Here is a 22338-nt window from a genome sequence, read left to right as displayed (position 1 = left end):
CGTGAGACCCACAGGTCGGACAGGTCATCTCGATGGTCATGCGCTGGTCTCCCCGGTTATGGTGGTGGTGTAGCCTAATGTTCCTCTGTCCCGTGCGTTAATGCACTACCCTTCTTCCTTCTCCTGAGCTTGAGTCGGGACTTCTTTTCCCTTCTCCTGAGCTTGAGCTTGAGTCGGGACTTCTTCTTCTTCTGGGTTAGCAGACGAAGGCATGCCTTCCTGACGTTGAACGGCAAGATTGGTTATCGACTGGGCAGTTGTATGACCACTATCCTTACTTCTCTGGTGCAAAGGATTAAAGAAAGCATGTGCATCTGGCGTTTTATTGAAAAAAAGCCCCTGTAACTCTGGATAGGAAGGTGCTTTGCGGCGGTATCGAGGACGAGTAGCCATTCTGGTGTGACCTCGATAAAGTCCGACTCTCTTTCATTTTATGAGCCTATTTCAGGGAAAGATAGGCAGTTTTAACAAAAAGGTGCTTGGATAGGCTTGGCGAGCGTCTAACCATTGATTCAATGCCGGATCGCACTACTTTGATGTTCAGGATGCTTGTATTGTCTCTTGATAAGGCGATACTGTAGCGATCGCCCTTTCAGATTCAGCTAGGCGATCGCACGCTCTGATCTGTTCAGGAGCTAATGGGTTTGCTTCGGCGATCGCCCTCGAATCATTTAGAGCGATCAGCCATTTGGCTACAATAGTCACAGCTTGTTCTGGGAACTCACCCATGACTCAAGCGGCTAATCCAACACCCACCCCAAAATATTTTACCCTGAAAGATTGTCTGAACTATGACGATGGTACCGATATTTGGTACGAATTAGTGAACGGAGAACTGGTGGAAATGCCTTCAGCGAGGGACATCAATGGGCTAATTGACGTGGGTAGCAGGGTTGTATGAAGAGGTGGTTTTTAAGGGAGATCAGCGCATCGTTTCAGCACTCTTTCCAGAGTTGCAACTTACCGCAGCACAGGTGTTGCAGTCAAAAATGGATGAGTTGAGCGATCGCTAGCTCAAGCCGCTCAAGCCGCGATCGCACGACAAGATCGGTGTTGGGTCCAGGTATTTTTCCCAAACTTCTTTCAGAGTGGGCGTAATTTTGGGTGTAATATCTGGAGCCACTACGCTCAGCATGGTTTGCAGTTTGTAGCGGGCTAACGTTTCATCAAAATGTCCCGCAAGAATGTCAAACTCGATCTGCTTTGCTTTCATCTCAGCAAGCTTCATATTTTCGGGCGTATCGGGCAACCCCAACGATACATACTTACGTTGACCTGAGACTCGGAATCATAGCTGAAGCCTACCATTTGATGAAATTACAACAACTGATCCTTTAGATGCCTTACCAGCAGGTGTCTTTGAGGACGTCAGCGTTGTTCCTTGGTATATTTGTTTGTTATATCCAAACTGACCTATGATGACCCAATCTTCATCGGTTTTTTAGAACTCTTGTATTATAGCTGTTGCCAGCTAGCTTAGGACATTGGACATGTTGGTGGGGCGGCGAAGCCGCCCCACCAAAATGTCCTAACCGATATGGCTAGCGCTATAAAGTTCAGATGTTTTGCAGCATAAGGAAAACCCCTGAAGCCTTTTTGTTTCAGGGGTTTTAAGTTGTAAGCCGGTGATGAGATTTGAACTCACGACCGCTCGATTACGAATCGAGTGCTCTACCGCTGAGCTACACCGGCACGGCTATAGCAACGTACAGACCATAGAAAAGTATAGCAAGCTCTTGGAGCAGATGACAGATCTTTTCCCATGCTTTCTTAAAACAGTGTGCTGACCTGCAAGACACGCACCCAAGAACCCGTCGGAATTAACGTCTCACCCATGGGGACAATCGCCAGTGCATTGGCCTGAGCCAAGTTCACCAAGTTACCGGAACTGTGCCCACCTCCAACCAATGCAAACTCAAATTCGCCGTTGGTTAGGTAAAGCTGACCCCATAGGTAGGCTTCTCGTTTCCCGTCGGATTTCAAATCTTGACGCGATCGCCCCTTCACGATCACCGGAGTCCAGGGTGCAGATTGTCCAGACAGTTTCTTAAGCGCAGGCTGCACAAATCGCCAGAAGCTGACGAGGGCAGAGACCGGATTTCCGGGCAAGCCGAAGTACAAAATGGGTCGGGCGTTGCCTGAAAAGGTGGCAACGGTTAGCGGTTTGCCGGGTTTGACCGCCACGGCGCGAATGTGGAGGGTTCCGTCTAACTCGCTGAGAATCTGATCTACATAGTCATAATCGCCAACCGATACCCCCCCGGAGGATAGCACCACATCGCTGACGGAAAGGGCATGGGCGATCGCCTCCTTCAATGCCGTTGGATCATCCCGCACAATCCCCAAGCAAATTGCTTCGCCCCCCATCTGTTCGACTAAGGCGGCGAGGGCGTACTGATTAGAATCCACGATTTGTCCGGGCTGAAGGGGTTGATCGGGGGTCACAAGCTCATCCCCGGTGGAGAGAATGGCGACTCGCACGCGACGATAAACGGAAACCTGGGGACATTGAGCTGCGGCCAGCACTGCGATTTGAGGGGCATTGAGGACTGTGCCTGCATTCAGAAGGCGATCGCCCGCTTTGTGAAAACTGGCGCGATGGCGGACAAAGGCGTTTGGTTTAGGTGCTTCGTAAATCCAGACGCGATCGCCCTCCTGCTTTGTGACTTCCTGGATCACAATCGTATCGGCACCGGGGGGTAACATGGCTCCGGTAAAGATGCGAGCCGCCTGTCCCGGTTGGAGCGATCGCTGCGGTGTCACGCCAGCCGGAATTTCTTCGACGACCGTGAGCATAGCGGGATCATCGGTCGTTGCACGTGTAACATCCGCATGGCGCACCGCATAGCCATCCATTGCAGAATTATCCCAGTGGGGGAAATCTAAAGGACTAACAATCGAGGTGGCGAGAATGCGTCCGTGGGCAGCTCGCAGATCGAGCGATTCGGTATCAGTTGAAGTATCTAGGGGCTGAATCTGTTGAAGAATCAGGGCTTCTGCTTGCTCGGCAGGGATCATACGATGAACTACTAGGTGTTATGCATCTCCTTACAGGAGTGTAATCGAAAGCGATTCCAAACGGTGGTCTCTCTGACTGGATTGACCAAGGCCATCTCGTCTACTCAACGTGACTTTTGTATCAAGTTTCACATTTCTCTAACGTTTTCGAGGGTGGCTGCACGGTAGAACTTCCTCTATTAAAAGCATCGATAACCCCCAAGGTCTACACAGGGACGTAGGTCTATTTTTGCTATGTCGATGTTTAAACTATGCTACCTATTTGCCCGCCACCAACCGTTTGTGGATGTGAACGTTGAGGTGCCAAGACAGATGGGGAGTATCTGTAATGTCATTGGATTACGGTTATGAATGATAACACTGATTTACAAAGGGCGTATTGGAAAGCGAATAAGGCTTTGATTCGCAATCTCTTAATGGTCTGGGCGATTGTGTCCTTGGGGATGAGTATTCTCTTTGTGGTTCCCCTGAACAGTATTCAGTTTGGTGGTGTTCCCTTCGGATTTTGGATGGCTCAACAAGGATCAATTTATGTCTTTGTCGCGCTGATCTTTAGTTCTTTGGGGTCTCTGCCGAAGGGATTGGCACCGTGGGGATGGTGCTGAACTTTATCGTTACCTATAGGTCTCGCGTCTAACCGATCCCCCTCCGGCGGAAATTCAAGCCTTAGTGGATGAATTACGCGATCCGACCCATGTACCCGTTGCCCTCTCGGATATTGGCGAAGAGGAATTGGATTAGGCATCTACGAACGTTTGCCAGTTTGCGAACTCAAGGTTAGCCAGTGCCAATCGCAAAAGGCGATGGATGGGATGCTGTCGTCGTTTTACTATGACATCAAATCTAGTGAATCAATGCTCGATTCAACGTGCATGGAGGCAGTCTTTGCGGTTAGATCTCGATATCTACTAGGTTTGGTTGGCTAACCCCGACCGTACAACCAATTTGTATTCAAGCGGATTTGATATCAGCAGAGGCTACGGTTTTAGGAAGAAGTCGGATCGGTTAAGGTAAGAAAAGTTCATAATTTAAATGTCCTCGGTTCTCTAAGTACCCTTTTGCGCGATGGCTTCTTCTTCTTCAGTGGCAGTTCAGGAACTTCCTCTATTTCCTTTACCGGAAGTTGTTTTGTTCCCAGACCGACCTCTCCATCTCCATATTTTCGAGTTCCGCTACCGGATCATGATGAATACCATCCTCCAGGGCGATCGCCGCTTTGGGGTCTTGATGATTGATCCCAGCACTGGAAAGGTGTCCGATGTGGGATGCTGTGCGGAGGTGATTCACTGTCAGCGACTGCCAGACGACCGAATGTACATTAAAACTCTGGGGCAGCAGCGCTTCCGAGTTTTAGACTATGTGCGCGAAAAGCCCTATCGGGTCGGACGAGTGGAGTGGATTGAGGATCAGCCAGAAGACCGAGATCTGCGATCGCTTTCTACCGAAGTGGATCAACTTTTACAGGATGTCGTTCGCCTCTCCGCCAAGCTGACTGGGCAAGACATCCAGTTACCTAACGATATTCCCGATCTGCCCATCGAGCTCTCCTACTGGGTGGCTGACAATCTGTATGGGGTGGCGATGGAAAAGCAGGCGTTGCTGGAAATGCAGAGCACCTCGGCCCGGTTGGAGCGAGAAGCCGAAATTCTAACCTCAACTCGGAATCAGCTTGCAGCCCGTACCGTTCTTAAGGATGCGTTGAGTTAGGCCAACGGGAAGCGGAGGAGAGAGGCGAATGGAGCGATGCTGCGTAGCGAATTGAGAGGTTAAGATTGCCATAGATTAGAACGCTGGTGATCGCTCCCATCCATTCAATGCGCTCCTTAGTTGAAATCTTGTGAGCCAGAAACACTTAGAACAGTATTGGCAATCGTACTTGGCATCCCTCCTCGATGCTTCATTTAGGGATGAAGGCTATGAAGCGGATCAATTTGGGGATAATTCTGATTTGGCAGATGAACTTGGGAACTTGATCCTGAAAGAGGACAAAACGGCAACCTGTTCCGCTTTATGGGAATGGGAGGCAGAGGGTAGTGACCTTCCTAAAATCGGCTCAAAAACCATTGTTCTGGATGGGAATCGGAGTCCGCTGTGCATTATTGAAACCACAGCGGTAACCATTCGAGCCTTTAGTGACGTAGATGCACAGTTTGCCTTTGAGGAGGGCGAGGACGCTCGATCGCTCGAATCTTGGCGACGGGATCATTAAACGTACTTTTCGCGAGTATTACCGACCATTGGCAAGCAACCTACCCCTGAAATGCTGTTAGTTTGTGAACGTTTCAGAGTTGTGTATCAGTAATACTCGGTTTCGTTTAACTTTCGGCCGGAACACCCGGAACGACTGGGATAGATTCTTCTTCTTCCGGTTTAGTGGGTTTGGGTTCGTCCTCCGTTGGCTTTTTCTCAAAGACCAACTCCCCCTCTTTCACATCAATGAAAATGCGATCGCCCTCAATGAAGGTATTCTCCAGAATCTTAGTCGCAAGGGGATTTTCCAGTTCTTTCTGGATGGCTCGCTTCAAAGGTCGCGCACCATAGACCGGATCGTAGCCCGCATCGGCAAGGTGCTTCTGGGCTGCATCGGTGAGTTCTAGGGTCATCTTTTGATCCGCTAACAGGCGATGAATCCGCTGAAGCTGAATGCCCACAATCCGTTCCAGTTCCTTGAGGCTGAGGGGGTGGAAGAGGATGATGTCATCGACACGGTTTAAAAATTCTGGTCGGAAGTGCGATCGCAGTGCTTCCAACACCCGTTTCCGCATCTCTTCGTACTTAGAATCATCTCCCGACACATCCAGAATGTGCTGGGAGCCAATGTTGCTGGTCATCACGACGACGACGTTGCGGCAATCCACCGTGCGCCCTTGGGAATCGGTCACCTGTCCATCATCCAAAATTTGCAGGAGGATGTTGAACACATCGGGGTGAGCTTTTTCGACCTCATCCAGCAACACGACCGAATAGGGATGGCGACGAATCGCCTCGGTTAACTGTCCGCCTTCCTCGTAGCCGACATAGCCCGGCGGCGCACCGATCAGACGAGCTACCGAATGTTTTTCCATATATTCCGACATATCGATCCGCACCAGGGCATCGTCGGTATCGAATAGGGATTCCGCTAAGGTGCGCGCCAACTCCGTTTTACCCACCCCCGTTGGCCCCATGAACAGGAAGGACCCAATCGGACGACCGGGATCTTTCATGCCAGCACGGGCACGACGAATCGCAGCGGCTACGGCTTCCACCGCTTCGTTCTGACCAATGACCCGCTGATGCAGGAAGTGTTCCAGTTGCAGCAGCTTTTGCCGCTCCGACTCCATCAAACGATTTACGGGAATCCCCGTCCACTTCGCCACAATCTCGGCAATATCCGCCTCCGTGACCTGTTCCCGCAGCAGGGTTTCGCCCCGTGCTTGGAGTTCAATCAGGTTGGCTTCCTTCTCCTCCAGTTCCCGCTGAACGGCTTCAAAGCGACCGTATTTCAGCCGGGCGGCGGTGTTGAGGTCGTAGGCGCGTTCGGCCTGCTCAATCTGGAGGCGAAGCTGATCTTCTTCTTCCTTGAGGCGGTTAATATCTTCGAGAACTTGTTTTTCACCCTCCCATCGGGAGCTAAGCTCATGCTGGACAGTCTTAAGCTCAGTGATTTCCGCCTCAATACGTTCTAGTCGCTCTTTCGAACGGCGATAGCTGCCAATGGACACTGCCGCTTGACCTTCCCCTTCCAGGGACAGTTTTTCCATTTCCAACTGCATGATGCGTCGATCAATGGATTCTAGCTCCATTGGTTTCGACGTGATTTCCATTTTGAGCTTGGCGGCGGCTTCGTCTACCAAGTCGATTGCTTTGTCGGGCAGGAAGCGATCGCTGATATACCGATCAGACAAGGTCGCGGCGGCAACGAGGGCAGAATCGGAAATCTTAACCCCGTGGTGCACCTCGTACCGTTCCTTGAGGCCGCGCAGGATGGAAATGGTGGATTCGACCGTGGGCTGTCCGACGACAACCTGCTGGAAGCGTCGCTCTAGGGCTGGATCTTTTTCAATGTGCTTACGATACTCATCGAGGGTGCTGGCTCCAATGCAGCGCAGTTCGCCCCGTGCCAGCATGGGCTTCAGCAGGTTTCCGGCGTCCATATTGCTCTGTCCGGCTCCAGCTCCGACGACGGTATGGAGTTCGTCAATGAACAGAACGACTTGGCCTTCCGACGCGGTCACCTCACGCAGCACGGCACGCAGACGGTCTTCAAACTCACCGCGATACTTAGCCCCGGCAATGAGCGATCCCATATCCAGGCTGATCAGGCGACGATTTTTGAGCGATTCCGGTACGTCGCTGTTAATGATGCGTTGCGCCAATCCCTCAGCGATTGCCGTTTTACCGACACCCGGTTTGCCAATCAGCACCGGATTATTTTTCGTCCGGCGGGACAGCACCTGCACCACGCGGCGGATTTCCTCATCGCGGCCAATTACTGGATCGAGCTTTCCGGCCTTCGCCTGTTCTGTTAAATCCCGTCCGTATTTCTCCAAGGCGTTGTAGCGAGATTCGGGACGCTGATCAGTGACTTTTTGGCTACCACGCACCGCTTTTATCGCAGCGGTAATCTGCTGAGCGTCTAGATTAAGGCGCGGAATGCGACGGTGAACCCGCTCGTACTCTGCCCAGCCCAACAGCAAGTGTTCGATGGAAATATAGTCATCGTTCCAGGTTTTGCGAGCCTGATCGGCCTGATCCAGCATCAGATCGGTGCTGCGTCCCAGGTAAAGCTGAGCATTTTCCGAAACCTTGGGCTGACGCTGGGCAAAGCTTTCGATGGTTTGCTTTAGGGTGGCAGGATCGATCCCGGCGCGAACGAGAACCTTATCTGTTAGTCCTTCTTGCTCCAGCATGGCGATCGCCAAATGTTCGACCTCTAGCTGCTGATGGCGATAGCGGCGCACCACATCTTGGGAATTGACAATGGCTTCCCAGGCTTTTTCAGTAAACTTGCTAGGGTCGGTTGGCTGCATGCTGTTCTAACTAAACCTTCACAGAACGGGACTTCAGGTTTTTCAGTATAAAAGGAATCGGTCAAATCTGGCAGACACGACCGACACCAAAACAACGGGCACAACCATCACCTTCCATGCTGAAATTTCAGCCATCATAGGATCGGAATGCTGCCAAGTTGAATCCGTTCCTTCTATACTTCCAGGGTACTATCTCAAGCCTTATCCTGTGTCCTTTACTAACCGGGAACGCTGAGGATGAAGGAGCGGGGCGCGAGCGCTACGATAGCAACTCCAACTCTGTCTCGCGCAGGTGGGCGCGGAACTTGCCATCAAACTTCACGACAAAGGGCATGTTGGCACTAATCGCCTTGCCCTGCCACTCACTGGCTATATTGATCACTTCCCCTTCCTGACCTTTCAAGTCAAAGGCTTCATTGCGGTGCTGGGGATGATGAAACACTACTACAGATTCTTTTACTCGAACACGATCGCCAATGTTCATAAACGCTAGGGGTTGTCTCCAAACAGTGAAATGAACTTATACAAAGAGCATTTATTATCTTTGCATATTGCGATCGCCTACCCAATAGGGATCAATTTTCTGAGAATTCATACCTTCCACTGTGGGCGTGCCTATAGGATAGGTAAAAGAAGCAATGAACCCCACCCCACCCCTGCGGAGGATATCCATCATGAGTGTTTTCGATGATTTTAGTCAGTTTTTGGAAACGCGGCTGGAGGAGTTCATGCGGGAGAATCCTCATCTAGAGTTGATGGCGATGGAAGATCAGCTTTACCAACAGCAGCAAGAAATTGTGAACCTGCTGGCAACGCTGCGCCTCAAGGAAAAACGGTTGCAGGATGAAATTATGGCAACGGCTCAAGAGGTGCAGCGCTGGCATGAGCGGATTGAGAAAGCTAAGAAAGCAGAACGTTGGGATTTAGCGAAACCTGCGGAGGAACGAGAAGCGGCATTGCTCCGCGAGGGCAATGAGAAATGGACGGAAATGGAGGCTACAAAACAGAAGATTCGGCAATCTCTAGAACTGCAAGTCCAGATCCAGAAACGGCTTGAGGAAGTGAAAGCGAAGGTTGCCGAAGTGCAGAGAACCCGAACAAGTCAGTCGGCAGAGCAAACCTGGAAGACGACGGGATGGACGCAATCCTCAACCTACGGTCGGCCAACCTCGGCGGATCCCTTGGAACAAGCCTTCCGCAAGTGGGAAACGGACGATGAGCTAGAGGAACTGAAGCGCAAAATGGGGCAGTGAGGTTGATCGGTTCCCAGCTTATTTGGTGTTGGATTGGGGCGAACGAATCGTAAATGAAATCGACGATTCCTTGAAAAACGGGTTGTCGCTGCGTTTCTCAAGCTGGGGCAGTTCTGGCGTATCCGATGGGCTGAGTCCTTGGGTGTTCTCCAGCTTGGGTGGCATTTGGGGCGTAGGTTGCGGTTTCGGGGCGATCGCCGTCGCTGATGCAGACGGTTTGCTGGGTTGAGCGAGCGGCCATTTGTTGGCATTGGAGGCGATCGCCAACAGTGCTCCAGCCCCAATAAACACGGGAAACGGTGGCACCATCCCTTCCAGCCATTGATATAGCTCGGTGAGAATGAAGAAAAGGATAAAGCTAACGGTCCAAACGCGCATCATGGATCTTTGGGGTGCAGAGGTACTTGTTAGGATAGCGGAGGTTTGGGGAAATGGGGTGGAGGCTCGCAATAGTCAGTCTGGGATGGAGGGGTCTGGGATGGTGAGGAATGGATGAAGGGCGATCGTGACGTCGGGCTGGGGTTCGGAGGTGGCCAGCGTGATGGGATGGGCTTCAAAAACCTTGGCTTTCCCTTGAAGAACTTGTCTGAGGTAGTCGTCACCCCGCTCGTTAATAAAACGATGGAATGTTCCCTCTAGTACCATATCCCAAACGACTCCGTTGATGAGTTCGCAGCGGCGGCGATCGAGCAGTCCTACACTTCGCATGCGCTGATAGTCTGCAACTGACCACTTGGTTAATGTCCGCATGACCTGAACTCTCTCTGGCGATCTATTCATATCCTAAACAGCATTTGGGGATTCGGTTTAGGTGGCTTGTTCGGTATGGCTAGGTTGGAATGCCAATGCCGTAGGATTGGACAGCAGGCAAGACGTCGGAGATCTTGGGGGTATCGTCGGGGTTTCAGATTTTCGGGCAAAAATCACGAAATTCCTGATACGGTAATGGATGACTTGCCACATGTAGACAACTGTGAGGGACGCTTGGCAAATAGCTGGTGGGAAATTCAGATTTTGTGTGATCCAGCGCTGGAAGACACCGTGTTCTGGCGTTTGGAGCGATTTGGCTGTCAGGGTATGTCCAGCGAAGCCAAGGACTACCTGAACTTAGTCAAAGCCTACATGCCCCAGATCAAAGTCAACTCGCTCGACTTAGCGGCGCTGTCGCTCTGGATTAAGCAGGATGCGATCTGCGTGGGCTGCGCCCCACCCACCACCCAATGGCACTTAATTGACGAAGAAGACTGGGCCAGTAGCTGGAAACAATACTGGACACCGCAAGAGGTGGGCGATCGCTTCCTGGTCAACCCCGCTTGGATGCCCATGCCCGAAGATAGCGATCGCACCGTGATCCGTCTTGATCCCGGCACTGCCTTTGGTACAGGCACCCACCCCACCACCCAGCTTTGTTTAGAAGCCCTGGAAATGCGCCTAGGGTCGTTAGACGATAATCCCGATGAGGAGCCGATCACCGTTGCCGACATTGGCTGTGGCTCTGGCATTCTCTCCATTGGTGCGGTATTGCTGGGAGCCGAAAAAGTCTATGCCGTCGATATCGATCCCTTGGCGGTAAAGGCCACCATGAGTAATCGTGAACTGAATCAAGTGCCGAGCGATCGCCTGATTGTGCGTGAGGGTAGCCTGATGCAGTTGATTGAAATGCTGGAATCTCCGGTGGATGGCTTCCTCTGCAACATTCTGGCCGAGGTGATTATTGACCTAGTGCCGATGCTGTCGGCGATCGCCAAACCGACGACTTGGGGTGTGTTTAGCGGCATTTTGATTGACCAAGCCAAACCTGTTGCCGATACCCTAGAGCAGCATGGCTGGATCGTAGCAACCCTGTGGCGGCGGCAAGATTGGTGTTGTTTGAACGTGCGCCGCTCCTAAGGGGCGATCGCGTTTAGATCTGCGAGTTCCCCTGGTTCGGTGGTGTCGTGCAGTTCGATCAGGTACTTCAACGCTTCAGCAATATGACGGGCACACTCCGGTGGCGAGGTTTCATAAAACGAATGCCACGCCTGGGATTTGTACTCGTCGTAGCGATCGCCATGCTCTGGATGCTTCGCTAACCAAGCGATCCGAACCGCGTGACCAATCAACACATCCAGCACAATGTAGCTCTCGATCTGAAACTCCGGATTGCGATCGCTAATTCCTGCTAATGCCATCAGGGCTTCAATATTGGCCTGCCGATACTCCGGAGCCTGGATTTTGTTCAGCAAATGCTCTACGCGCAGGGCAAAGTTCTTTTCCCCAGGGGTCATTTCCGCCAGGATCAGTTCACTTTCGAGACGGTTACGACGTTCTAGCTTGTCGCCAATCACCACGCCCTGACAGTGCTGCAACACTTGCCACACGCGCGGATAAAAGTTGGGAGGCACACGGTTAATCGCCCCGTCCAACTGTCGCTGCCGTCGCCAGCTTCCGGTAGTGGGTTCCGGGATACCCTCCTCTTCTGTGAAGGGTGACCACCGCATTTGCTGGGCAGATTGACGGACGGCAAGGGACTCCTGGCGCAGCAGGGTTTTATTCATCGAGGCGTATCCCGCTAAGACCTGCCGCAGTCGCATTTTGATATCAAAGGGACTGAGCTGCATCAGGGCTTCGTAGGCTTCGTCCTGGGTGACCTGAAGTTCCAACGCGAGTTCACTGGTGAGTAGCAAGATGAGATAGCTCACGCGCAGGGTCAGAAGTCCCTTGAATAAAGACGGCTCGGTTTTAATCAGCAAACTTAAGTAAATGAGAATTTCTTGGGTCAAGGCGCGATCGCGCACATCTTCACCGCAAAATTCGTGAATTTTAGCCAAAATGTCGTTGTGGGGCATGGGGCGCTCGATCAGGGACGCCTGACTAAATGCCTTACCCACGGTGATCTGCTTTTGCTGCACCAAAATTTCATTGACCGCATCCGTCAGTCCAATATCCACCTTATTCAGCAATCCTGCCGCGCGGCGGATAATACTCCACAACTGCTCTTCGCCCGCACGGGTGTACACCTCATTCAACAAATCCGCTATCAAAACGGGCTGTCCGGGGTCACCCCAGCCCGTGTCAAACTCCAATCCCTCCAGTTCCACCAGAGTTTCTAGTAATTCGGTTTGTTCGTATAGGTTGGTAGACTGGCGCAGGCGATCGCACAGTCCTTTTACATCCGTTTCCTGTTCCAGCAAAAACTCTTGATAGCCCGACAGGGGAACCATGTTGGCCGGATCAACGTTTAAGCGCCGGGTCGGACAGGCCGCACTTTGCATCGGGGCTTCGGTAAAGGTGAAGCCGTGAACGTTATCGATGCGCTCGGTTCCAGCGGTGAGCATCAGTTGTTGCAACGGCCCTAAGCGCACAGGGGTTCCGTTGCACTCGCCATCGCGCATGTTTTTCAGCAGGGCAAGGAGTGGCGATTGCTCCATCTTCACCGACCCGGCATCAAACATAGCGCGGGTCAGCAGCAGCGTCATCGTGGGTCGCCCCAGATCATGCCAATGGCGGTAGATGTAGGCCAGTTCGCTCTCGATTTGCGCCACCAGGAAGTGATAGTCCAGGGTGAGGTAGAACTGCTGCAAGTCTAGGAACGAGGGTAAAAAGGCGATCGTTTTGCCTTCGATGTAAAAAATGCGGGAGGTGGTCAGGCTTCGCAAGCGGCGAGGAGGGCGTCCAGTCAGTCCTAGGGCATCGCTGCGCCCAATCTGCTCATACACCTTAGCCAGTTCACTCGCAGACCGGATCTGAATCGGCTCCACCTGCCAGGGGACTTGGGTGGCAATGCCGTAGGTGCTGAGGGTGGCTTGCAACAACTCATCCTCGGCGAGTAGGGCAATCTGGACAAGGGGCTGTTGGCGAATGGAGGCATTAGCGCGGAGGTGGCGGCCTAGGGGATCGAGATCGCCCAAGTCCAGGAGTCCGTCTAGGATCATGCTGCCCAGGTAGAACAAACTCTGTGCCCACACCAGCGGCACGTTTTCATTGGGCAGGCGCTTCTGACTTTTGGGGGTAGCCCGTTCAGCCTCGATGCTCTCTTCTGGAACGTAGTACAGTTCGGGCAAGAGCTTTCGTCCGTTATCGTCAACGAGAAGCGTTTCCAATTTTTGATGGTAAAGACGCGCCTGGTCGCGATCGCCCCGAAAGAGGGCATCGAGTAACAGATAGGTGAAAAATAGCGGCCATTCGCACTCAATATGCTCAAACTGTTTCAGTTCAAACGGCTCGTAGTGAAGACGGTTGCTGTCCTCAATCACCGTTTGATGACCGTCCCGCAAAAAGCGCTTGCAGCCGTAGCGTCCCTCCAGTTTAGTCACGATGTTTTCACGGGTACGCTTCACCAAAGCCAGATCTTCGACGGCAAAGGCGGGAAATCCAATCACGCTGAGCAAGGCCGCATCCACTTCCTTGGAGCCGGACTCACGGGGAAGGATCGACTCTAAGGTAATCCGCGTCCGGGCAATTTCATCCGGCAAGATATGGAGTACCGAAGACTGACCACCCCACACGCCAAACAGGTTCATCTTGTTCAGGGCTTCCAATGCGGCCTTTGCCATCCCAACCGAACTAGCATTCAGTTCTGGATCCCCGTGATTAATCTTGTTGCCTCGTTCCCAGATGCCATAGTCCGGGGTGCGGTAGGCGCGACCGATGTAGTAGGTCAGGTTTTGAACAAAATTGACTTCATCTAGGGTGAAGATGATTTTCAAGCCCGATGCGGTCATCTGCGCCAGCATCAGCAGGAATAGCGACGTGGCATCGAGTTGTAGATGTCCCCACTTGTCGTCATCCACCACAACGTCAGCAGTTCCGGTATCGTACTTGGCGTGGAGCGCGTCTAAGGGATCTTGGGTGACTTTAAAGGCTTCCACCTTGGGCGCTTGCCGCATCATGGCGAACAACAGCCCCCGCATCAGCTTCACCACCGCGTGCTCTAGCTCATAGGCGCGGCCACTGTGATCATCTAGTTTGCGATAGGCGATCGCCAATCCCCAGACGGCCAGAATGCTGTATACATTGTCCCGCACCCAGGCATCGGTGTAGTCGCCGTGGAGATTGACGGCAGTACTGGCAGGCAACAGTCCAGTAACGGGATGCTGGCGCGAGAGGATGACTGCTTTAATATCGTCGTAGTAGCGATCCAGATGAGCGGTAGCAGGGGTCATGGCTAAGACCAATAAGGGAGAGCTGAGAGTACTTAAAAAGCAGCGGAATTGAACGAACAAACTAGAGCCAGGTCAGGGGCAAACTGGATCGATATGGAGGGGCGATCGCTCGGATTTTGGCTGGATTTTCTATAGTTCAGTCTATCGCTTGTCTAAGAAAATATTAAATATCTGACGGTGCCAGCCGTTACTTCACTTGGGTGACCCGCCAACTCAACTTGAGATTGAGCCAGAAGTTCCACACCGTGACGAGGGCGATCGCCATCAAGTTGGCGACATAACGGTTGATGCCAAATACGTTGAAGAGCAGGTTGAGGATTAGCACGTTGAGCACCAGACCCGCCACGCACACGGCGTTGAACTTGAGGAACCGTTTCAACCGCTGACTGTGCCCCGATTGACGAGCGGAAATATCGCCAAACGTCCAGCGATCGTTCCAGAGAAAATTGTTCACGATCGCCACTTCCGCCGCTACGATTTTGCTGCGGGTTAGCCCCAAGGCCAGAGTTGACGGGTCGCTGAGTAGGTAAAACACCGCCATATCGACAAAAACGCCCGATAAGCCCACCAGTCCAAAGCGGATAAAGCGCCCCATCGGTAACGCCGTCCGTTGGCGAATCCGGCCCACTCGTCCCCGCGATAGGCGCAATCGACAGAGGTGCTGAAGGTACTCCCAATACTGTTTCCAGGTCACCTTACTCTCACCCTCTTGCCGCTCTTGGAACACGTAGCCCACTTCGGCAATGCGATCGATGGTTCCCCGTCCCAGCACTTCAATCAGAATCTTGTAGCCCAGCGGATTCAGGGTTTGATTGGCGATCGCCTCCCGTCGAACCAGAAAAAAGCCGCTCATCGGGTCAGACACGCGGCTCACTACATCTGGCAGGAGCACCAACCCCAAAACCTGGGCACCCCGCGACAAAAATCGCCGCACCACGCTCCACTCGCTCACGCCACCCCCCTCCACATGGCGACTGGCGACCGCTAGATCTGCCCCTTGAGCCATCTCATCCAACAGTCCCAGCAAGATATCGGGAGGGTGCTGCAAATCCGCATCGATCACGCCTAGCACATCGCCCCTAGCCACCTGCCATCCTCGGATAATGGCCGAGGCCAGCCCCCGTTCACCCTGGCGACGCATCACCCGCAGCATGGGATAGGTGGGAATCAGGTCTTGGGCGGTGCTCCAGGTGAAATCGGGGCTGTCATCGTCTACCACGATAATTTCGTACTGCTCGCCCCAGTGACTCGACAGGATTTGAGTTAACTGTGCAATCAAAACGGGGAGATTCTGATGCTCGTTATAGGTAGGAACAATCAGTGACAGGAATTGATCCTGTAGGCCGGAATCTGGGGAGGAGAGCGGAGTGCCCGCCCCCTGGGGCAACGCCTTCACCTGGAGCGCTCCTTGGGGAGGAGGAATGAGCGATAGCGTTGGATGCATAGTCATAGGCAGGGGGATTTCAAAGGGCAAACGATAAACTGGGAGTCGGGACGGTATGGATTCCTGGTTATTCCTTATAATAGAGAGGTAGTTCGTAGTAACGGAAGCAAATGCTCCGGCTCGGTTGCCCTGATAATCGCCGTTCAGCGATCGCCAGATCTTCTGATCGAGGGAAGCTTTGTTCCGACTAAATTATTAAAACCTGAGAAACTAGCCCCACTACCTAATGATTTAGGTGGAGCCTAACTTACTTTTACTAGACCCTATATGTATTCCAGTCTGTTATGAGAAAAATGGTTTATTATTCATAGTTCACAGCGGATTTATTTTGGTCTTTTAGCTCAAGCCACAATGTTCGTAGCTGGGCTGTGGAGCTTAAATACTGAAATCGTAACGCCTGTGGATGAGCTACTGTTTTCCAAGACTAGGGTTTTGGGTGGCAGCAGCTTTTCACAGCCCAGTGTTGTTTATAGCTGATTCAAGTCTAGCTTTAGACTCTTCTTGCCTCCGAAAAGTATTGAGGGAATATTAGCTTTTTCTATAACCTGCTGGCGATGAAAGCTTATCTAGCCAAACGGCATAGCCTTTCGAACATCAGTGGTTTTGGTATTCAAAACGTTTAATCCCATTATTAAGGTTTTAGGTTCGTTTCTATATGGTAATCACCCGTATTAGTCGCCTTTCAATATTTGTAGATGGCAACAACATGTTCTATGCTCAGCAAAAAAATGGCTGGTTTTTTGATCCAAAGCGAGTTTTAGAGTACTTCACCAATGAACCGGGAACCCGCCTTGTGAATGCCTTTTGGTATACCGGACTGAAAGATCCTCAAGACCAGCGCGGATTCCGGGATGCGTTGATCAGTCTGGGCTATACGGTGCGTACCAAGATCTTGAAGGAATACTACGACGATAATTCAGGTCGCTATTCCCAAAAGGCGAACCTGGACATCGAGATTGTGGTGGATATGTTCAATACGGTGGATCAGTACGATCGGGTGGTGCTGTTCAGCGGCGATGGGGATTTTGAACGGGCGATCGAACTGCTGCGGTCGAAGAATACCCACATCACCGTGGTCTCCACCGAGGGGATGATTGCCCGTGAGCTTCGTAACGCTACCGATTGCTATATTGACCTCAACTCGATTCGTGATTCGATTGAGAAGGTGGATGGCTACAAGGAACACTACGGCGTAATTTGAAGGTTCGGCAGGGCGGCTATCACAGGGGATTTGGCATTAAAGGGCGATCGCTCTAGGTGTACCCCACTGTTGAAAGCAGGTCTGTGACCCTCATCCCCTAACCCCTTCTCCTCAGAGAGAAGGGGAACTGAAATAAAGTCCCTCGCCCCTTGGGAGAGAGGTGTAGGGTGAGGGCTACAAAACGGGGATGCACCCGATCATTCTGCCTAACGTGGTAAACCTAGGGCACTATCCGGAACTACTCCGTGTTAGGGTTTGCTCATGCAAGACTGAGAATCCTTCCTGAATTGGAAAATCAGCCACTAGAATAGTTCTTATCGTTGATGCTGTGCGTCTTGTTACAAATTCGCGATACCTAATTCTGTTTCGTGATTCTTACTCTCAAATTTTATGAATACTCAGAATCAGCCTGACCGCATCCTGATCTTCGATACCACCCTTCGTGATGGCGAACAGTCGCCTGGTGCTACGCTAAACGTCGATGAGAAGCTAACGATCGCGCGTCAACTGGCTCGACTGGGTGTTGACATTATTGAAGCTGGATTCCCGTTTGCCAGCCCTGGAGATTTTGAGGCGGTTCAAAAAATTGCGCGTCAGGTCGGCACGGAAGACGGGCCGACGATTTGCGGATTAGCACGGGCCACGCGTCAGGATATCCAAACGGCGGCGGAAGCGTTGAAACCTGCGGCGAAAGGTCGGATTCATACGTTTATTGCGACGTCGGATATTCACCTCCAGTACAAGTTGCGGAAGACTCGTGCTGAGGTGTTGGCGATCGCGGAAGAGATGGTGGCCTATGCCAAGACCTTTGTAGATGACGTGGAGTTTTCGCCGGAAGATGCGGGACGCTCTGACCCAGAGTTTATGTATCAGGTGTTGGAACGGGCGATCGCCGCTGGTGCAACCACGATTAATATTCCCGATACGGTGGGCTATACCACTCCGGCTGAGTTTGGCGCGTTGATTCGCGGCATTAAGGAAAACGTGCCCAATGTAGATCAGGCGATTATTTCGGTGCATGGTCATAATGACTTGGGCTTGGCGGTGGCGAACTTCTTGGAAGCGATCAAGAACGGGGCACGTCAGCTTGAATGCACGATTAACGGTATTGGCGAACGGGCTGGCAATGCGGCGTTGGAAGAGTTGGTGATGGCGTTGCATGTGCGTCGTCAGTATTTCAATCCGTTTTTGGGTCGTCCGGTGGAGTCGGAAGCGCCGCTCACCAATATTGATACGCGCCAGATTTATAAGACGTCGCGGTTGGTGTCGAACCTGACGGGTATGTTTGTCCAGCCGAATAAGGCGATCGTGGGTGCGAATGCGTTTGCCCATGAGTCGGGTATCCACCAGGATGGGGTGCTGAAGCACAAGCTGACCTACGAGATTATGGATGCCCAGTTGATTGGGTTGACGGATAACCAGATTGTGTTGGGTAAGCACTCGGGTCGGAATGCGTTCCGTACCCGCCTGAAGGAGTTGGGGTTTGACCTGGCGGATCAGGATTTGAATCGGGCGTTTCTCCGGTTTAAGGAGATGGCGGATAAGAAGAAGGAGATTACCGATTGGGATCTGGAGGCGATCGTTAACGACGAGATTCAGCAGGCTCCGGAACTGTTCCGCTTGGAGCATGTGCAGGTGTCCTGTGGGGATCATTCGAAGCCAACGGCTACGGTGACGGTGATCACGCCTGAAGGTGAAGAGTTAACGGATGCGGCGATCGGTACTGGCCCGGTGGATGCGGTGTATAAGGCGATCAATCGGGTGGTAGATGTGCCGAATCAGTTGATTGAGTATTCGGTGAAGTCGGTGACGGAAGGGATTGATGCGATCGGTGAGGTGACGATTCGCTTGCGCCATGAGGATCGGATCTTTTCGGGTCATGCGGCGAATACGGATGTGATTGTGGCGTCTGCCCATGCGTATATGCATGCGTTGAATCGTCTGTATGCGGTGTTGCAGCAGGGGCGCTCGGTGCATCCGCAGCATCCGGTGGAGGCGTCTGCCTGAGCGGATTGGTTAGTGGAATAGCCCTCATCCCCCAGCCCCTTCTCCCAAAGCGGGAGAAGGGGAGCTAAATTAGGGGAAATCTTTAGAGGGCATCTCGAAAAATAGCCCACCTCTCCTGGCATCGTGCGGTCATAAAGTTGAGTGAGTTGAGTCAGGTATCACCATGGGTCAGTGCGGATTTTGGGACATTGAGCGTCGCCAACAAAAGCTCTCTCAGAAGAGGGACTTCTTGGATCGTCTAGATGCCCTGATTCCGTGGGAGGATTTTCGTCCTCTGTTGGAACAGATCCATCTCAAAGAACGCAAAAGCAACGCTGGGCGCAAGGCTATCGATGTGTTGCTGATGTTCAAACGACTGATTTTGCCACAACTGTACAACATCAGTGATGAGGAATTGGAGTAAGTAGGTGACCCTAATTAAACGTAGGATGCGTTACGGCTACGCCTAACACATCAAATCCTTTGACCGCATGGGTTACGCTATCGCTAACCCATCCTACGAAGAGCTTTGTTTATTTACGACTATCTACTTATCAAGTTAACGACCGATTGTCATTGATGCGGTTTCTGGGTTTGGGCTTTGAGGACGCTGTGCCAGACGCTACAACAGTCTGGCTATTCTGGCAACGACTGTTAGCGCAAGGCTTGGTCGAAGTGCTGTTTGAGCAGTTTGATGGCTACCTGATTGGTGCAGGCTACCAAGCCAATCAGGGCTGGTTGACTGACAAATCTTTTTTAGTAGGTTGGGTGAAACAACGTGGAACCCAACTCTAGCCTATATTCTGTTGGGTTACGCTAGCGCTCACCCAACCTACGAGAGAATCAGGGTTGTGTGAGTTTTGTCCGTCAATCAGGGCAGGACAGGTTCCCGATAGCCTTCAGAACAATCCTCATAAGGCATCGCAAAAGGATACCGATGCTCGCTGGACGAAAAAGAACAACACGAGCTACTTCGGCTACAAAGACCATATCAATGTTGATGTCGAAATAGATAAATGCAATTAATCGAGGTGCCCTGAAGACTAATGCTTGATTTAGTCATTGACTCAAGACCGTTTCTGGTAATGTCTAGTTCTCAGTATGCCCACACGAGCACAATTATTCATACCGTCAACGTTGAATTAATCGGGAAATTTCACAAACTTTATCTCTTAACTGCAAAAATGACTGTAAAAGCACTTCCGAAGTAAGTGTCATGTCCTTGGAGAGTATGGGGAGCATCCCAATTTTGTACGAATAGTGCGAGCGTCCCGCTCGCGGGTAAGATGCCTGTACTCCAGACATTGATAAATTTGAAAATGTGGGATGCTCCCGAGAGCATGTCACTTCAGTCGCTTGGCATGGGCTTGATTCAAATACGGCAAAAGTTCTAATCCGGTGCGTCCAGTAGTCAGCCACAACACCGAGCGAGCCGCATCCCGCACGGATTTATCGATAGATTCAGGTTCTCGCTCTGAAGGAACGGCGATCGCCCGATAGGAAATCCCCCGACTCCCGAGAACAATTTCGCCAATCACCTGGGCACGCCGCATATGGTAGTCCGAGGTAATGAGGTAAAGGCTGGTAATACCCTCGGCCTCAAAATCATCAACCAAGGTTGTAAAGTTCGTGACCGTATCCACCGCCCGATAATCCAAATGAACCCGATCGGGCCTAATCCCAGCTTCGGCAAAGTTCCACTCGGCAAACTCAGGATTCGTACCTGATGAGACCCAAATCTCTAAATCAGGATGCTGTTGAGCAAACTCAGCCGCAAACGTTTCCCGCTCAATATCGCCGCCCAGCACCAAAATAGCTTGGGGTTTTTGCAAATAGGTGTGGAGGTGTTTGTACCCCGCCCCTGCCAATAGCAGCAGGCACACGATACCTAAAATTGAACTCTTTCGCCGCCTGCGTTGGGGTGCAGCGTGAGGCGAACGAGAATCTCCTGCTGCCTGGGCAGAGGATTTACCCAACCGATGGATTAGGGTCGAACGAGGCAACCGCATTGATAATGTTCAGAGGTTGAAAAACGACTGCATCGCCGGATCGCAAGCGTGCGATTGAGCATGTCTGCATCTCATATAGTAAGTCAGACCTTCAGAATTGGTTGATAGTTTTAGGATAGTTTTGGGTCTGGCTGTTCCAGGAGTCCCAGGATAGGCGAAATGTCAGTGCTGAAATGGGCGCAAAGATTGCGTTCTGTCCCAATTCGTGAATAATGTTAGATTGTAAGTGCACGTATGGCAACCAAGGTTGTATAGAAATTGAACACGTTCCCATTAGCGGGTTATCCCTGGCATCCCCTGTTCTGGGACTTGGAACTCAATTTGAAGCGTAGACGACGGTGCGATCCGGCTCTCTCATGGGCGGACAGTTGTGAAGCGCCCAGTATCGTCTGATCGGTCTGTAACTCATAGGTTCGCTAGGTTTTTGGGGCTTAGGTACTCACAATAGTCTCAATCCTGGATGCTAGCGGACTCGACCGATCAGGACTCTTGATAGTCTTTCTCCTCCTTTAAATATTCAGCTTGTCTGTCGAGAGTTGGAATGTTGCTCTGATCCTATTCGGGTCGGAAATCTTTAGTTCTAGCGTGCCGATGGGCTTAGGCAAATATGCTGCGAACTCCGCGTAATTTGTGTTGCTAGGGTAATGCCCTAGATATTTTATTTGCGCGATTGCAAGAGTTTGACATGCGGTTTTTGAGTGCGATCGCCCATCCTCAATGGCAAGCGGAAATGGTGTGGAGAGAGGCTTACCCCAGGGCGCTGAACTGTTTTTCCCTTTTATGTCACGTCTTTCTACAGGAGTTACGAAATGTCTATCCAACAACTCAGCCGTAAGATCGCCCCCATCCCCATTTCGACGGATATCAGCGTCGTTGATTTAATTGATGGCTACTTTACGGCCTATAACTCCGCTCGCCTGCGCGAAATTTGCCATTTGCTCAGCCGTGAAGTCTTGCAAGAGGGCGTAACCGTCGGATTAACCCTCTCTGGAGCGATGACACCAGCCGGATTCGGGAGTTCGGTGCTTGCGCCTTTAATCCGCAATGGATTTGTAGACTACATCATCAGCACGGGGGCAAACCTCTACCACGATCTCCACTACGCGCTCGGATTAGATTTGTATGCTAGCCATCCCTTCGTGGATGATGTGAAACTGCGTCAGGAAGGCCGGATTCGGATTTATGACATTGTCTTTGGCTACGATGTGCTGCTGCAAACCGACGCTTTTATCCGGGAACTGCTGCGGGCAGAACCGTTCCAAAAACGGATG

General features: G+C 51.8%; 20 protein-coding genes, 1 tRNA gene and 2 pseudogenes. 11 read left to right on the top strand and 12 right to left on the bottom strand.

The window, feature by feature from the left end:
• Positions 1-105 precede the first annotated feature (105 nt).
• Together IGR76_19080 and IGR76_19075 are read right to left on the bottom strand one after the other, a co-directional pair.
• The gene (locus IGR76_19080; GenBank protein MBF2080553.1) at positions 106-393 is read right to left on the bottom strand and encodes a hypothetical protein; all 288 of its coding nucleotides are present in this window, start codon (positions 391-393) and stop codon (positions 106-108) included.
• Between the two features lie 147 nt (positions 394-540).
• A complete protein-coding gene (locus tag IGR76_19075; protein ID MBF2080552.1) occupies positions 541-705 on the bottom strand; it encodes a hypothetical protein in 165 nt (54 codons plus the stop codon).
• Between the two features lie 22 nt (positions 706-727).
• Between IGR76_19075 and IGR76_19070 the strand changes: the two are divergent.
• Positions 728-1013, top strand: a pseudogene (locus IGR76_19070) (hypothetical protein).
• On the opposite strand, the gene IGR76_19065 reads toward IGR76_19070, so the two are convergent.
• From IGR76_19065 to IGR76_19055, 3 genes are all read right to left on the bottom strand, one after another.
• The gene (locus IGR76_19065; protein ID MBF2080551.1) at positions 1010-1255 is read right to left on the bottom strand and encodes a DUF3596 domain-containing protein; all 246 of its coding nucleotides are present in this window, start codon (positions 1253-1255) and stop codon (positions 1010-1012) included. The pseudogene IGR76_19070 and the gene IGR76_19065 sit on opposite strands and share 4 nt — an antisense overlap.
• A 365-nt stretch (positions 1256-1620) precedes the next feature.
• A tRNA-Thr gene (locus IGR76_19060) sits at positions 1621-1692 on the bottom strand.
• A gap of 78 nt (positions 1693-1770) precedes the next feature.
• A complete protein-coding gene (locus IGR76_19055) occupies positions 1771-3018 on the bottom strand; it encodes a molybdopterin molybdotransferase MoeA (GenBank protein MBF2080550.1) in 1248 nt (415 codons plus the stop codon).
• Between the two features lie 347 nt (positions 3019-3365).
• Between IGR76_19055 and IGR76_19050 the strand changes: the two genes are divergently transcribed.
• The 3 genes and pseudogenes from IGR76_19050 to IGR76_19040 all read left to right on the top strand — a co-directional run bounded on the left by IGR76_19050 (position 3366) and on the right by IGR76_19040 (position 5320).
• Positions 3366-3623: a DUF4212 domain-containing protein gene (locus IGR76_19050; GenBank protein MBF2080549.1), complete on the top strand. Its 258-nt coding sequence runs from the start codon at positions 3366-3368 to the stop codon at positions 3621-3623.
• 460 nt (positions 3624-4083) lie between these two features.
• A complete protein-coding gene (locus IGR76_19045) occupies positions 4084-4725 on the top strand; it encodes an LON peptidase substrate-binding domain-containing protein (GenBank protein ID MBF2080548.1) in 642 nt (213 codons plus the stop codon).
• 130 nt (positions 4726-4855) lie between these two features.
• Positions 4856-5320, top strand: a pseudogene (locus IGR76_19040) (ASCH domain-containing protein).
• 13 nt (positions 5321-5333) lie between these two features.
• On the opposite strand, the gene clpB reads toward IGR76_19040, so the two are convergent.
• A complete protein-coding gene (gene clpB / locus IGR76_19035; GenBank protein MBF2080547.1) occupies positions 5334-8030 on the bottom strand; it encodes an ATP-dependent chaperone ClpB in 2697 nt (898 codons plus the stop codon).
• A gap of 259 nt (positions 8031-8289) precedes the next feature.
• Positions 8290-8514, bottom strand: coding sequence for a ferredoxin-thioredoxin reductase variable chain (locus IGR76_19030; GenBank protein MBF2080546.1), 225 nt, complete (start codon positions 8512-8514; stop codon positions 8290-8292).
• 190 nt (positions 8515-8704) lie between these two features.
• On the opposite strand from IGR76_19030, the gene IGR76_19025 reads away from it, so the two are divergent.
• Positions 8705-9283 (top strand): TIGR04376 family protein, encoded by a 579-nt coding sequence (locus IGR76_19025; GenBank protein MBF2080545.1) that lies wholly within the window; start codon positions 8705-8707, stop codon positions 9281-9283.
• Between the two features lie 18 nt (positions 9284-9301).
• Here the strand turns inward: IGR76_19025 and IGR76_19020 are convergent, their stop codons facing one another.
• Positions 9302-9664, bottom strand: coding sequence for a hypothetical protein (locus IGR76_19020; protein MBF2080544.1), 363 nt, complete (start codon positions 9662-9664; stop codon positions 9302-9304).
• Between the two features lie 72 nt (positions 9665-9736).
• On the bottom strand, positions 9737-10033 hold the full coding sequence (locus IGR76_19015; GenBank protein MBF2080543.1) for a hypothetical protein: 297 nt from the start codon (positions 10031-10033) through the stop codon (positions 9737-9739).
• A gap of 234 nt (positions 10034-10267) precedes the next feature.
• Between IGR76_19015 and IGR76_19010 the strand changes: the two genes are divergently transcribed.
• Positions 10268-11173 (top strand): 50S ribosomal protein L11 methyltransferase, encoded by a 906-nt coding sequence (locus IGR76_19010; GenBank protein ID MBF2080542.1) that lies wholly within the window; start codon positions 10268-10270, stop codon positions 11171-11173.
• Here the strand turns inward: IGR76_19010 and IGR76_19005 are convergent.
• Together IGR76_19005 and IGR76_19000 are read right to left on the bottom strand one after the other, a co-directional pair.
• Complete coding sequence (locus IGR76_19005) at positions 11170-14427, bottom strand: glycoside hydrolase family 15 protein (GenBank protein MBF2080541.1); 3258 nt, start codon at positions 14425-14427, stop codon at positions 11170-11172. The genes IGR76_19010 and IGR76_19005 overlap by 4 nt on opposite strands.
• A 187-nt stretch (positions 14428-14614) precedes the next feature.
• Entirely contained in the window at positions 14615-15877 is a 1263-nt protein-coding gene (locus tag IGR76_19000) for a glycosyltransferase (protein MBF2080540.1), read from the bottom strand.
• A gap of 649 nt (positions 15878-16526) precedes the next feature.
• On the opposite strand from IGR76_19000, the gene IGR76_18995 reads away from it, so the two are divergent.
• The 4 genes from IGR76_18995 (at position 16527) to IGR76_18980 (ending at position 19853) form a co-directional block, all read left to right on the top strand.
• The gene (locus IGR76_18995; GenBank protein MBF2080539.1) at positions 16527-17072 is read left to right on the top strand and encodes an NYN domain-containing protein; all 546 of its coding nucleotides are present in this window, start codon (positions 16527-16529) and stop codon (positions 17070-17072) included.
• Between the two features lie 390 nt (positions 17073-17462).
• Positions 17463-19079, top strand: a complete 1617-nt coding sequence (locus tag IGR76_18990) for a 2-isopropylmalate synthase (protein ID MBF2080538.1) — start codon at positions 17463-17465, stop codon at positions 19077-19079.
• A gap of 163 nt (positions 19080-19242) precedes the next feature.
• A complete protein-coding gene (locus tag IGR76_18985; GenBank protein ID MBF2080537.1) occupies positions 19243-19482 on the top strand; it encodes a transposase in 240 nt (79 codons plus the stop codon).
• 155 nt (positions 19483-19637) lie between these two features.
• Positions 19638-19853, top strand: a complete 216-nt coding sequence (locus IGR76_18980; GenBank protein ID MBF2080536.1) for a transposase — start codon at positions 19638-19640, stop codon at positions 19851-19853.
• Positions 19854-20401: 548 nt separating this feature from the next.
• On the opposite strand, the gene IGR76_18975 is transcribed toward IGR76_18980, so the two are convergent.
• Positions 20402-21067 (bottom strand): YdcF family protein, encoded by a 666-nt coding sequence (locus tag IGR76_18975; GenBank protein ID MBF2080535.1) that lies wholly within the window; start codon positions 21065-21067, stop codon positions 20402-20404.
• A gap of 809 nt (positions 21068-21876) precedes the next feature.
• Here IGR76_18975 and IGR76_18970 point away from each other — a divergent pair.
• Positions 21877-22338 (top strand): deoxyhypusine synthase family protein (locus IGR76_18970; protein ID MBF2080534.1); only part of this gene is annotated, 462 nt, incomplete at its 3' end.

The sequence above is a fragment of the Synechococcales cyanobacterium T60_A2020_003 genome (assembly GCA_015272205.1).
Classification (GTDB): Bacteria; Cyanobacteriota; Cyanobacteriia; order RECH01; family RECH01; genus JACYMB01.
The sequence above is the reverse complement of the archived record's forward strand: the minus strand, read 5'-3'. Positions and strand labels throughout refer to the sequence as shown.

Bases quoted from the DNA above. Each gene is read 5' to 3' on its own strand.
- IGR76_18985 (MBF2080537.1), top strand. From the start codon at position 19,243: ATGGGTCAGTGCGGATTTTGGGACATTGAGCGTCGCCAACAAAAGCTC.
- IGR76_19055 (MBF2080550.1), bottom strand. From the start codon at position 3,018: ATGATCCCTGCCGAGCAAGCAGAAGCCCTGATTCTTCAACAGATTCAG.
- IGR76_18980 (MBF2080536.1), top strand. From the start codon at position 19,638: ATGCGGTTTCTGGGTTTGGGCTTTGAGGACGCTGTGCCAGACGCTACA.
- IGR76_19080 (MBF2080553.1), bottom strand. From the start codon at position 393: ATGGCTACTCGTCCTCGATACCGCCGCAAAGCACCTTCCTATCCAGAG.
- IGR76_18990 (MBF2080538.1), top strand. From the start codon at position 17,463: ATGAATACTCAGAATCAGCCTGACCGCATCCTGATCTTCGATACCACC.
- IGR76_19030 (MBF2080546.1), bottom strand. From the start codon at position 8,514: ATGAACATTGGCGATCGTGTTCGAGTAAAAGAATCTGTAGTAGTGTTT.
- IGR76_19025 (MBF2080545.1), top strand. From the start codon at position 8,705: ATGAGTGTTTTCGATGATTTTAGTCAGTTTTTGGAAACGCGGCTGGAG.
- IGR76_19045 (MBF2080548.1), top strand. From the start codon at position 4,084: ATGGCTTCTTCTTCTTCAGTGGCAGTTCAGGAACTTCCTCTATTTCCT.
- IGR76_19005 (MBF2080541.1), bottom strand. From the start codon at position 14,427: ATGACCCCTGCTACCGCTCATCTGGATCGCTACTACGACGATATTAAA.
- IGR76_19000 (MBF2080540.1), bottom strand. From the start codon at position 15,877: ATGACTATGCATCCAACGCTATCGCTCATTCCTCCTCCCCAAGGAGCG.
- IGR76_19015 (MBF2080543.1), bottom strand. From the start codon at position 10,033: ATGCGGACATTAACCAAGTGGTCAGTTGCAGACTATCAGCGCATGCGA.
- clpB (MBF2080547.1), bottom strand. From the start codon at position 8,030: ATGCAGCCAACCGACCCTAGCAAGTTTACTGAAAAAGCCTGGGAAGCC.
- IGR76_18975 (MBF2080535.1), bottom strand. From the start codon at position 21,067: ATGCGGTTGCCTCGTTCGACCCTAATCCATCGGTTGGGTAAATCCTCT.
- IGR76_19020 (MBF2080544.1), bottom strand. From the start codon at position 9,664: ATGATGCGCGTTTGGACCGTTAGCTTTATCCTTTTCTTCATTCTCACC.
- IGR76_18995 (MBF2080539.1), top strand. From the start codon at position 16,527: ATGGTAATCACCCGTATTAGTCGCCTTTCAATATTTGTAGATGGCAAC.
- IGR76_19050 (MBF2080549.1), top strand. From the start codon at position 3,366: ATGAATGATAACACTGATTTACAAAGGGCGTATTGGAAAGCGAATAAG.